Here is an 11,692-nt window from a genome sequence, read left to right on the forward strand (position 1 = left end):
TCGGCGGCGCCGGGTCCGGTGCCGGGCACGCAGACCGGCCCGCCCGGCGCCGACCACCGGACGACCGGCCGCCGCGAGGGCGACCGGCTGCGGTTCGTCGGAGCGGCGACCCGCCGGATCGCCCGGGGCATCGACCTGGACGAGATCGTGCTGGGCCTCTGCCGGGCGAGCGTGCCCACGTTCTCCGACGCCATACTCGTCTACCTCCGCGACCCGCTGCCGGTGGGTGACGAGCGCCCGGTCAACCCCTTCATGCTCCGGCTGCGCCGCACGGACCGGCTGCGGCTGACCGACGAGGACACCGACGGCGGCCCGGACGGTGAGCGGCTGCGGCTGTCCGCCGCCGGCCCGCAGACGGGGCTGATGCCCGCCGCCGACCTCTGCGAGGTCCTCGCGGGCGGTGCGCTGGCCGAGGTGCTGCGCGGCGTGCGGCCGGTGTTCGGCGACTCCGCCGCGGCCCGGGTCGCCCTGCCCGAGCTGCTGGGCCCCGGCCACAGCGCGCCCACCGGGCATCGGGCGATCCTGGCGCCCCTGCGCGGGAGGCGCCGGGTGATCGGCGCGGCGGTGTTCCTGCGCGGCACGGAACGTCCGCCCTTCGAGGCCAACGACCTGCTGGTCGCGGCCCAGCTGGCGACGCACACCGCGCTCGGCATCGACAAGGCGATGCTGTACGGGCGCGAGGCGTACATCGCCGACGAACTGCAGCGCACGATGCTGCCCGACTCGCTGCCCCAGCCCACCGGCGTCCGGCTGGCCTCGCGCTACCTGCCGGCGGCCGAGACGGCCCGGGTCGGCGGCGACTGGTACGACGCGATCCCGCTGCCCGGCAGCCGGGTCGCCCTGGTCGTCGGCGACGTGATGGGCCACTCGATGACGTCGGCGGCGATCATGGGGCAGCTGCGCACGACGGCGCAGACGCTGGCCGGCCTCGACCTGCCGCCCCAGGAGGTCCTGCACCACCTGGACGAGCAGGCGCAACGGCTCGGCAGCGACCGCATGGCGACCTGCCTGTACGCGGTGTACGACCCGGTCGCCCACCGGATCACCGTGGCCAACGCGGGCCACCCGCCGCCCGTGCTCCTGCATCTGGGCGGCCGGGCGGAGGTGCTGCGGGTGCCTCCCGGCGCGCCCATCGGTGTCGGCGGTGTCGACTTCGAGGCCGTCGAGCTGGACGCGCCGGCCGGGGCCACGCTGCTGCTGTACACGGACGGCCTGGTGGAGTCGCGGATACGCGACGTCTGGACCGGGATCGAGATCCTGCGCGAGCGCCTGGCGGCCACGGCCCAGCTGACGGGGCCGGACCACCCGCCGCCGCTGGAAGCGCTCTGCGACGACGTGCTGGACATGCTCGGCCCGGGCGACCGGGACGACGACATCGCGCTGCTGGCCGCCCGGTTCGACGGCATCGCTCCGAGCGATGTCGCCTACTGGTTCCTGGAGCCGGAGGACGCCGCCCCGGGGCGGGCCCGCAGGCTGGCCCGCCGGGCGCTCGGACGGTGGGGGCTGGACGACCTCTCGGACGAGGTGGAGCTGCTCGTCAGCGAGGTGGTGACCAACGCGGTGCGGTACGCGGAGCGCCCGGTGAGCCTGCGGCTGCTGCGTACCGACACGCTGCGCTGCGAGGTGGGCGACGATTCCCCGCAGCTGCCGAGGCAGCGCCGGGCCCGTGAGACGGACGAGGGCGGGCGCGGCCTGTTCCTGGTCAACCGGCTGGCGCAGCGGTGGGGGGCGACCCGGCTGTCGACGGGCAAGGTGGTCTGGTTCGAGATGGCCACCTCCGCCCCGTAGCCGGGGACGGACGGGCGGGAGGGGCGGCGCGGGCCGGCGCCGCCCCTCCGTGCGCTCAGTCTCCGAGCAGGTCCGTGTCGCTGCCCGGTCGCTCGCCGGGCGGCCGGTCCTCGTCCGGGGTCTCCTCGGGTGTGCTGGGTGACCCGCTCGGTGTCCGGGAGGGCGACCCGCTCGGTGTCGCGGCCGGGGACGTCTCCTCGCTCGGGGTCTCGCTCGGGCTCTCGCTGGGCGTCTCCGGCTCCTCGGACGGGGTCTCCTCGGGTGACTCCGTCACCGACGGCGGGGCGGAGGGGGTCTCGGTCACCGAGGTCTCACCGCGTTCCACCCCTTCGAGGTCGAAGGTCCTGGCGGAGCCGCCGCCGAGCGCGTCCAGGGTGTAGTCCGCCCAGATCCGTGCGGGGAAGCCGCCGCCGTTGGCCCGGCCGGAGTTGGCCGTGCCGGTGAGGCTGACCTGTGCGCCGCCCTTCGGGGACTCGCCGTAGAGGGCGACGACCGTGGTGAGCTCGGGGGTGTAGCCGGCGAACCACGCCGCCTTGTTCTCCTCCGCGGTCCCGGTCTTGCCCGCGGCGTCGTAGGCCGGGGTGTTCGCCTCGTGGCCGGATCCCTGGTCCACGACCTCGGTCAGCGCGTCGGTGACGGTGTCGGCGGAAGCCCGGCTGATCACCTGGGCGCCGGTGCCGTCGACGGGCTCCATGGTGCGGTCGCGGTGCTCGGCGGACTTGACGATGGTCGGGGTGACCTTCTTGCCGTGGTTGTCGAGGGTGGCGTACACCCCGGCCATGTCCCACGTGGAGGCGTTCATGGTGCCCAGGGTCAGGGAGGGCGTCTCGGGGAAGTTCTTGTCGGGTACGCCCAGGGCCAGGGCGGTCTTCTTCACCGCGGCGGGGCCGACGTCCACGACCATCTGCGCGAAGACGGAGTTGATGGACTTGTCCATCGCCGTCCGGACGGTCGGGCTGTCGTAGCTGATGTCGTCCTCGTTCTGCGGGTCGTACGGGATGTCGCTGCCGACCACGGGGCGCCTGCTGGTGCCGTCGTAGACCGTGTCGAGGCCTATGAGGTCGCCGCCCTGCGTGGTCGACCCGTTCTCCAGGGCGGACGCGAGCACGAGCGGCTTGAAGGTGGAGGCGGGCTGGTAGTCCCGGCGGGTGGCGTTGGATATGTAGTGCTCGGTGGCGCCCACGCCGCCGTAGAGCGCGACGACCTTGCCCGTCTTCGGGTCCACCGAGGTGGCGCCGGCCTGGACGGTCGCGTCGACCTTGTTCCCGTCGCGGTCCAGCTGGTCCTCCAGCTCGCGGTCGACGGACTTCTGGAGCTGCTTCTGCTTCTTCTTGTCGATGTTGAGGGTGACCGTCCAGCCGCCGGTCTCGCGCATCTCCTCGGTGATGCCCTGGCGCGCCATCTCCTGGTTGGCCGCCTCGACGAGGTAACCGGTCTGGCCGTCCATGCCGGGGGCGGCCTTCGGGGACTCGGGGACGGGGAACGTCAGCTTCGCGCGCTCCGCCTCGTCCAGCCATCCCTCGTCGACCATGTTGTCCAGGGTGTAGGCCCAGCGCTCCTTGACGAGCTTCTTGCCGGTCGGCGAGGCGACCGCCCAGTCGTACTGGCTGGGGGCCTGGAGCAGCGCCGCCAGGTAGGCGCCCCGGGAGACGTCGAGGTCCTTGGCGTCGACCCCGTAGTAGGCCTGCGCCGCCGCCTGGATACCGCTCGCACCGCGTCCGTAGTACACGGTGTTCAGGTAGCCGGCGAGGATGTCGTCCTTCTTCGTGCGCTGGTCCACCTTGAGCGAGATCACCAGCTCCTTGAGCTTGCGGGTGACCGTCCGGTCCTGCGTGAGGTAGTAGTTCTTCACGTACTGCTGCGTGATCGTGGAGCCGCCCTGCTTGCCCTTGCCGGTCAGCGTGTTGAGCAGTCCGCGCGTCGTGCCCTTGAGGTCGACGCCCTGGTCCCGGTAGAAGGACTTGTTCTCAGCCGCGACGAAGGCGTGCTGGACCTTCTTGGGTACGACGTCCAAGTCGACTATCTCCCGGTTGACGCCCTTGCCGGTCCGGGCCAGGACCGTGCCGTCGCTGTACTTGTAGACGTTGCTCTGCTTCTCGGCCTGGGCGTTGGCGGCGGGCACGTCCACGTACAGGTAGAGCGCGGCGAAGGCGCCCATCACGAGCAGGCAGAACCCGAAGAAGGTGCCCAGCATCCTCCGCCAGGTGAAGAGCCGGCGTTTCCCGCCGCCCCCGGCAGCTCGTCGCGCGTCCGCTCGACCCATCGCTGTGGTGCTCCTGTTCCTCTGCTCGAACCGCTTCGCTCGGACCTGCCAGCTAACACCGAAGGCGGGGACGAAAGACGAGCGATCCGGTCTTTTCCGGACGTGAGAATCAGCACCCGCCCCCATGGAACCGACTCACGGGGGGTGCGCAAGGTTGTGAGAACGATTAATGTGTAATCACATTGCTAGCGCGGTGACGCACCGCACGAAACGGGGGATCCCATGCCCGCACCACACGGCCGGCCCGGCACCACCGGCCCCGGAGCCGACCTGACGCCGGACGCACCCGAGATGCCCGCGCCGCAGGTCAGGGAGACGACGGCCCACTCCATCCCCGGCGGGCTCGGCCTGCTGCTGACCGTCCTCGGGGTGTTCCTGGGCGTGGGACTGGCCATCGTGGGGGGCGTGGTCGGCTCGAACGGCCACAACGGCATCGGCATCCCGGTCTTCGTCCTCGGCCTGCTGCTCTTCGTCGCATCCCTCTTCTGCATGAGCGGTGTGAAGATGGTCGCGCCCGGCGAGGCCCGGGTCATCCAGCTCTTCGGCCGGTACGTCGGCACGATCCGCGCGGACGGCCTGCGCTGGATCAACCCGCTGACCTCCAGCCGCAAGATCTCCACCCGGGTCCGCAACCACGAGACCGCCGTCCTCAAGGTCAACGACGCCTACGGCAACCCCATCGAGCTCGCCGCGATCGTCGTGTGGAAGGTCGAGGACACCGCACAGGCGCTCTTCGAGGTCGACGACTTCCTCGAGTTCGTCGCCACCCAGACCGAGGCGGCCGTCCGGCACATCGCGATCGAGTACCCGTACGACGCCCACGAGGAGGGCGGCCTGTCGCTCCGCGGGAACGCGGAGGAGATCACCGAGAAGCTGGCGGTCGAGCTCACCGCACGGGTGCAGGCGGCCGGCGTTCTGATCATCGAGTCGCGTTTCAGCCATCTCGCGTACGCCCCGGAGATCGCCTCGGCGATGCTCCAGCGGCAGCAGGCCGGGGCGGTCGTCGCGGCCCGCCAGCAGATCGTCGAGGGGGCGGTCGGCATGGTCGAGATGGCGCTGACCCGGATCGCGGAGCAGGACATCGTCGAACTCGACTCCGAGCGCAAGGCGGCGATGGTCAGCAACCTGATGGTGGTGCTGTGCGGGGACCGCGCGGCCCAGCCCGTCCTGAACACGGGCACGCTCTACCAGTGACGGACGACACCGCCCCGTCCGCCGGCGGACCCCGGCGCGGGCCGCGGCAGCGCAAGCAGATGCTTCTGCGGCTGGATCCGGCGGTCCACGACGCGCTGGCCAGGTGGGCCTCGGACGAGCTGCGCAGCGCCAACGCGCAGATCGAGTTCCTGTTGCGGCGCGCCCTCGCGGAAGCGGGGCGGCTCCCGGGGAGCGCCGCCCCCATCCCGCGCCGGGGGCGCCCGCCGAAGGCTCCCGGCGCGCCGCCCCCGGAGCCCGGCGCCGACGGCTGACCCCGAGCGCGGAATCGGCCGGGAGCCCGGGGCGGACCGCTATGCATGCGAGGTATACACACGGTGTAGTGTGCCTCGCATGTCAATCGGTCACACCCTCCTCGGGCTCCTCGAGTCCGGCCCCCGCCACGGCTACGACCTCAAGCGCACCTTCGACGAGAAGTTCGGCCACGACCGCCCCCTGCACTACGGGCAGGTCTACGCGACCATGTCCCGCCTGCTGAGGAACGGGCTCGTGGAGGTCGACGGCGTCGAGACGGACGGCGGGCCGGAGCGCAAGCGCTACGCCATCACCGAGGCCGGGGTCTCGGACGTCGCCTCCTGGCTCGCCCAGCCCGAGAAGCCGGAGCCGTACCTCCAGTCGACCCTTTACACCAAGGTCGTCCTCGCCCTGCTCACCGGCCGCAGCGCCGCCGGGCTGCTGGACGCCCAGCGCTCCGAGCACCTGCGGCTGATGCGGATCCTGACCGACCGCAAGCGCAAGGGGGACCTCGCCGACCAGCTGATCTGCGACCACGCCCTCTTCCACCTGGAGGCGGACCTGCGGTGGCTGGAACTGACCGCAGCGCGCCTCGACCAGCTGGCCCAGGTGGTGGCCCCGTGACCCCCGCCGGCTCCCTGCTGTCCGCCCGGGACCTGCACAAGACCTACGGATCGACGTCCGCCCTCGACGGCGCCTCGTTCTCCGTGCATCCCGGCGAGGTCGTCGCCGTCATGGGCCCCTCCGGCTCCGGCAAGTCGACGCTGCTGCACTGCCTCGCCGGGATCGTCGTCCCCGACTCCGGCAGCGTCACCTACGCGGGCCGCGAGCTGTCCGCCCTGTCCGACGCCGAGCGGAGCGCTCTGCGCCGCAGCGAGTTCGGCTTCGTGTTCCAGTTCGGCCAGCTCGTACCCGAGCTGACCTGTGTGGAGAACGTCGCCCTTCCCCTCCGCCTCAACGGCACCAGGCGCAAGGCCGCCGAACGCACCGCCCTGGAGTGGATGGAGCGGCTGGAGGTCGAGGACCTCGCGGCCCAGCGCCCCGGGGAGGTGTCCGGCGGCCAGGGCCAGCGCGTGGCCGTCGCCCGGGCGCTGGTCGCCTCCCCCCGGGTCGTCTTCGCCGACGAACCGACCGGGGCACTGGACTCCCTCAACGGCGAGCGGGTCATGGGACTGCTCACCGAGACCGCCCGGTCCGCCGGCACGGCCGTCGTGCTCGTGACCCACGAGGCGCGCGTCGCCGCGTACTCCGACCGCGACATCGTCGTGCGTGACGGACGCTCCCGGGACCTGGAGTACGTCATATGACCTGGTTGCGCGACCTCGGCCTCGGCATACGGTTCGCCGCCGCCGGCGGCCGTGAGGGCTGGGCCCGTACCGCGCTCACCGCCGTCGGGGTCGGGCTCGGTGTGGCACTGCTGCTCGTCGCGTCCTCCGTGCCCCATATGCTGGACCGGCGTGAGGTGCGGGGCCAGGCCCGCGAGGAGGCACGGGTCTCGCGGGACGCGGAGTCGGCGACGAAGTCGGACACCACCGTCCTGCGGGTCGACGCGGGGACCGAGTACCGCGGCCGCACCGTCGGCGGATTCCTGATGCGGGCGGAGGGGACCGACCCGCTCGTCCCGCCCGGTCTCGCGCGGATCCCCGGCCCCGGCGAGATGGCGGCCTCCCCCGCCCTGAGGGAACTGCTGTCCTCCCCCGACGGCGAGTTCCTCAGGCAACGGCTGCCCTACCGGATCACCGCGACGATCGGCGACGCCGGACTGCTCTCCCCCGGCGAGCTGTACTACTACGCGGGCAGTGACACCCTCACCCCGGCCACCGGCGGCCACCGGCTGACCGCCTACGGGTACGGGTCCCCGCGCGAACCGCTCTCGCCCGTCCTGGTCGTGCTGGTCATCATCATCTGCGTGGTGCTGCTGGTGCCGGTGGCCGTCTTCATCGCCACCGCCGTACGGTTCGGCGGCGAACGCCGGGACCGCCGGCTCGCCGCGCTGCGCCTGGTCGGCACCGGCGTACGGCAGACCCACCGGATCGCCGCGGGTGAGGCCCTGTTCGGGTCGGTGCTCGGCCTGCTGGTCGGCGGCGCGTTGTTCCTGGCGGGCCGCCGGTTCGCCGGGTCGGTGGAGGTGTGGAACCACAGCGCCTTCCCGTCCGACCTGGTGCCGGCCGCCTGGACGGCGACGCTGATCGTCCTCGCGGTGCCCCTGGCGGCGGTGCTCGTCACCCTGGCCGCCATGCGCTCGGTGGTCGTCGAACCCCTGGGTGTCGTGCGGAACGCCGGCGGCCGCGAGCGGCGCCTGTGGTGGCGGCTCCCGGTGCCCGCCGCCGGGCTGGCGGTGCTCGGGGTGACCGGACGGGTCGACGAGTCCACCACTGTGGACCCCTATCCGATCGCGGCCGGGGCGGTGCTCGTCCTGCTGGGGCTGGCGCTGCTGCTCCCCTGGTTCGTGGAGGCGGTGGTGGGGCGGCTGCGCGGCGGCCCGCTGCCGTGGCAGCTCGCCGTGCGGCGGCTCCAGCTGAACAGCGGGGCGGCCACCCGGGCCGTCAGCGGCATCACCGTGGCCGTCGCGGGAGCGGTGGCCCTGCAGATGATGTTCGCGGCCATGGGGGACGACTTCGACAGGATGACGGGGCAGGACCCGTCGCGGGCCCAGTTCCACACCTACTCCGAGCAGGTCGGCGGCGACGGGGCCGCCCGGTTCATCGAGGCTTTCCGGGCGACCGAGGGGGTCGAGGCCGTCATCGGCACGGTCGAGGCGTACGCCTCGAAGCCCGGCCGGCCGGAGAGGGAGGGCGACATCCAGTCGGTCACCTCCCTGACCGTCGGCGACTGCGCGACCCTGAAGGAGCTCGCCGACATCGGCTCCTGCCGGGAGGGGGACGTCTTCGTCGCCCATCCCAGGAACGACGAGGAGCAGTCCGACTGGATCGACGAGACCGCGCGGAAGGGCCAGGAGATCGAGCTGAACTCCTCGTACGCGGACGTGCCGGGCGAGGAGTCCCGGCTCTGGACCCTGCCGGCCGACGCCCGCACGGTGCCGGCCGGCCGTGATCCGCTCGGCACCGAGCACTGGGGCATCCTGGCCACGACCGGGGCCCTCGACCCCCGGACGTTGCCCGACGCGCAGACGGTCGCTCAGATCCGGATCGACGAGAGCGTCCCGGACGCCGCCGAGTACGTGCGCAACACGGCGGCCCGGATCGACCCGGGGATGCGGGTCGCGACCGTGACCTCGGTGACGCGGGACCGCCAGTACGCGAGCGTGCAGACCGGCCTGCGGCTCGGCGCGCTGGTGACACTCGCGCTCATCGCCCTGTCGATGCTCGTCTCCCAGCTGGAACAGTTGCGTGAGCGCGGGCGGCTGCTGTCGGTCCTGGTCGCCTTCGGCACCAGGCGCGTCACCCTGGGCTGGTCGGTGCTGTGGCAGACCGCGGTCCCGGTGGCCGTCGGCCTGCCGGCCGCGATCGCGGGTGGGACCGGACTGGGCGCGGCGATGACGTGGATGCTGGGCAAGCAGGTGACCCGGTGGTGGCTGTTCCTGCCGTTGGCGGGGGCGGGCGGCGCCGTCGTCGTCGGCGTCACGTTGCTCTCGATGCCCCTCCTGTGGCGGATGATGCGCCCGAACGGCCTGCGGACGGAGTGACGCGCCCCGGGGGCGGGCGCGCGCCGGTTCCGCGTGCCCGCCCCCTGGCCTCCCCGGCTCCGGGCCCCCTCCGGCTCCCGGGGGGTGGGAGGGGGCCGGACTCAGACCCCCTCGGGTATCCGCACCGGCAGCGCCGCCATCGCCCCGCGCAGGGCCGACGCCAGCTCCTCGAACTCCGCGTGGCGGGCGGTGCCCGCGCGGACCGCGAGCCCCACCCGCCGGGAGGGCGCCGGGTCGGTGAAGTACCCCGTGGAGAGCGCCTCGTTGCGCGCCGTCTCGACCGTGACCGCCGTACGCGGCAGCAGGGTCACCCCGAGCCCGCCCGCGACCAGCTGCACCAGGGTGGACAGCCCGGCGGCGGTCGTCGTCACCGGCGCCCCCTGGGTGCGTCCGGCCTCCCGGCAGATGTCCAGCGCCTGGTCCCGCAGGCAGTGGCCCTCGTCGAGCAGCAGCAGCGGCAGGTCGCGCAGGGCCTCGCGCGGGATGTCCTCGCGGCCGCCCAGCCCGTGTCCCCGCTCCATCACCAGCACGAAGTCCTCGTCGAAGAGCGGCAGCTCGGTGACCCCTGGCACGCCGAGGGGAACGGCGAGCAGCAGCAGGTCCAGCCGGCCCGCCGCCAGCCCGTCCAGCAGCGAGGAGGTCTGCTCCTCGTGGACCTGGAGGTCGAGCTGCGGGTAGCGCTCGTGGACCAGCCTGAGCACGCTCGGCAGCAGGTAGGGCGCGACGGTCGGGATCACCCCCAGCCTGAGCACCCCGGTGAAGGGCGCGCGGACCGCCTCGGCCTCGTCCATGAACTCGCCGAGCGCCTCCAGTACCCCGCGGGCCCGCAGGGCGAGCCGCTCACCCGCGGGTGAGAGCAGCACCCTGCGCGTCGTACGCTCGATGAGCTGGACACCGAGTGCCACCTCCAGCGCGGACACCGCCCCGGAGAGTGCCGGCTGACTCATCCCGATTACTGCCGCCGCGTCCCGGAAGTGCAGATGTTCCGCCACGGCCGCGAAGGCGCGCAGCTGGGAGAGACTGGGCTGCTTGGGCCTGTTCGGCTGATTTACATACGTCACTGATAGGTACCTCCGATCACCACGACCGAGTGTAGCTATTTCCGTGATCAATGCACTCTGTGCCAAGCTGGACCCAGTCCAACCCCCAGGAAGCCCCCCAAAAGGGGTCACCTATCCAGCAAGGAGTGCGCGTGCTCACTGTCGGTGACAAGTTCCCCGAGTTCGACCTGACCGCTTGTGTGTCGCTGGAGAGCGGCAAGGAGTTCGAGCAGATCAACCACAAGACCCACGAGGGTCGGTGGAAGGTCGTCTTCGCGTGGCCGAAGGACTTCACCTTCGTGTGCCCCACCGAGATCGCGGCCTTCGGCAAGCTGAACGACGAGTTCGCCGACCGCGACGCCCAGATCCTCGGCTTCTCCGGTGACTCCGAGTTCGTGCACCACGCCTGGCGCAAGGACCACCCGGACCTGACCGACCTGCCGTTCCCGATGATGGCCGACTCGAAGCACGAGCTCATGCGCGACCTCGGCATCGAGGGCGAGGACGGCTTCGCGCAGCGCGCCGTCTTCATCGTCGACCCGAACAACGAGATCCAGTTCACGATGGTGACCGCCGGTTCCGTGGGCCGTAACCCCAAGGAGGTCCTGCGGGTCCTCGACGCCCTGCAGACCGACGAGCTCTGCCCGTGCAACTGGACCAAGGGCGAGAACACCCTCGACCCGGTCGCGCTCCTCTCCGGCGAGTGAGCTGATACGAGATGGCACTCGACGAACTGAAGGCCGCCGTACCGGACTTCGCGAAGGACCTGAAGCTGAACCTCGGTTCGGTCATCGGTAACAGCGAGCTCCCCCAGCAGCAGCTCTGGGGCACCGTCCTCGCCTGCGCGATCGCCTCGCGCTCGCCGAAGGTGCTGCGCGAGCTGGAGCTGGAGGCCAAGGCCAACCTCTCCGCCGAGGCGTACACCGCGGCCAAGTCGGCCGCGGCCGTCATGGCGATGAACAACGTGTTCTACCGCACCCGGCACCTGCTGTCGGACCCCGAGTACGGCAACCTCCGTGCGGGCCTGCGGATGAACGTCATCGGCAAGCCGGGCGTGGAGAAGGTCGACTTCGAGCTGTGGTCGCTCGCCGTCTCCGCGATCAACGGCTGCGGCCAGTGCCTGGACTCCCACGAGCAGGTGCTGCGCAAGGCCGGCGTGGACCGTGAGACCATTCAGGAAGCCGTCAAGATCGCTTCGGTGATCCAGGCGGTCGGCGTGACCCTCGAAGCCGAGGCCGTGCTCGCCGAGTAGTACCCGTGAACGAGAAGGGCCCCGAGGACGACCGACCGTCCACGGGGCCCTTCTTACGTTCTGCGCCTCTTACGTCCCGCGCTTTTACGCCCTACGCCTCTCGCGTCCCGCACCTCCCGCGTCCCGCCCCGGCGCGCCACCCCGCTGCGGGCGTTCCCAGGCCCTGCCCCGGGTCACTTCGGGGGCGGTCCGTCCCCGGCGGGGTCCTCCGCGGTGTCCACGGGCTCCTCGACCGGCCGGGCCCCGGAGACCGGCGG

The 11,692-nt window shown here is 72.1% G+C and carries 10 protein-coding genes; 8 read left to right on the plus strand and 2 right to left on the minus strand.

The annotated features are described in order from the left end of the window. The coding region (locus ABZ371_RS21015; RefSeq protein ID WP_358681807.1) for a SpoIIE family protein phosphatase at positions 1 to 1,788 on the plus strand (1,788 nt) is incomplete at its 5' end. A 55-nt stretch (positions 1,789 to 1,843) separates the two neighbouring features. On the opposite strand, the gene ABZ371_RS21020 is transcribed toward ABZ371_RS21015, so the two are convergent. Next, the gene (locus ABZ371_RS21020; protein WP_358681810.1) at positions 1,844 to 4,051 is read right to left on the minus strand and encodes a transglycosylase domain-containing protein; all 2,208 of its coding nucleotides are present in this window, start codon (positions 4,049 to 4,051) and stop codon (positions 1,844 to 1,846) included. 222 nt (positions 4,052 to 4,273) lie between these two features. Between ABZ371_RS21020 and ABZ371_RS21025 the strand changes: the two genes are divergently transcribed. The 5 genes from ABZ371_RS21025 to ABZ371_RS21045 all read left to right on the plus strand — a co-directional run bounded on the left by ABZ371_RS21025 (position 4,274) and on the right by ABZ371_RS21045 (position 9,143). Next, complete coding sequence (locus tag ABZ371_RS21025) at positions 4,274 to 5,245, plus strand: SPFH domain-containing protein (RefSeq protein ID WP_358681812.1); 972 nt, start codon at positions 4,274 to 4,276, stop codon at positions 5,243 to 5,245. Further along, the gene (locus ABZ371_RS21030) at positions 5,242 to 5,517 is read left to right on the plus strand and encodes a hypothetical protein (protein ID WP_358681815.1); all 276 of its coding nucleotides are present in this window, start codon (positions 5,242 to 5,244) and stop codon (positions 5,515 to 5,517) included. The genes ABZ371_RS21025 and ABZ371_RS21030 overlap by 4 nt, the downstream gene beginning before the upstream one ends. A gap of 79 nt (positions 5,518 to 5,596) precedes the next feature. Beyond that, on the plus strand, positions 5,597 to 6,121 hold the full coding sequence (locus ABZ371_RS21035) for a PadR family transcriptional regulator (RefSeq protein ID WP_358681818.1): 525 nt from the start codon (positions 5,597 to 5,599) through the stop codon (positions 6,119 to 6,121). Continuing rightward, positions 6,118 to 6,804, plus strand: coding sequence for an ABC transporter ATP-binding protein (locus ABZ371_RS21040; protein ID WP_358681821.1), 687 nt, complete (start codon positions 6,118 to 6,120; stop codon positions 6,802 to 6,804). The genes ABZ371_RS21035 and ABZ371_RS21040 overlap by 4 nt, the downstream gene beginning before the upstream one ends. Then, positions 6,801 to 9,143, plus strand: a complete 2,343-nt coding sequence (locus ABZ371_RS21045; protein WP_358681824.1) for an FtsX-like permease family protein — start codon at positions 6,801 to 6,803, stop codon at positions 9,141 to 9,143. Before ABZ371_RS21040 ends, ABZ371_RS21045 begins: the two co-directional genes overlap by 4 nt. A 101-nt stretch (positions 9,144 to 9,244) precedes the next feature. On the opposite strand, the gene ABZ371_RS21050 is transcribed toward ABZ371_RS21045, so the two are convergent. Continuing rightward, a complete protein-coding gene (locus ABZ371_RS21050) occupies positions 9,245 to 10,204 on the minus strand; it encodes a hydrogen peroxide-inducible genes activator (protein ID WP_358681827.1) in 960 nt (319 codons plus the stop codon). Between the two features lie 131 nt (positions 10,205 to 10,335). Here ABZ371_RS21050 and ABZ371_RS21055 point away from each other — a divergent pair, with 131 nt between their 5' ends. Both ABZ371_RS21055 and ABZ371_RS21060 read left to right on the plus strand, forming a co-directional pair. Continuing rightward, entirely contained in the window at positions 10,336 to 10,890 is a 555-nt protein-coding gene (locus ABZ371_RS21055) for a peroxiredoxin (RefSeq protein ID WP_358681830.1), read from the plus strand. Between the two features lie 11 nt (positions 10,891 to 10,901). After that, the gene (locus tag ABZ371_RS21060; protein ID WP_358681833.1) at positions 10,902 to 11,435 is read left to right on the plus strand and encodes an alkyl hydroperoxide reductase; all 534 of its coding nucleotides are present in this window, start codon (positions 10,902 to 10,904) and stop codon (positions 11,433 to 11,435) included. Positions 11,436 to 11,692: the final 257 nt, after the last annotated feature.

This window comes from Streptomyces sp. NPDC005899, from assembly GCF_040629645.1.
Classification (GTDB): domain Bacteria; phylum Actinomycetota; class Actinomycetes; order Streptomycetales; family Streptomycetaceae; genus Streptomyces.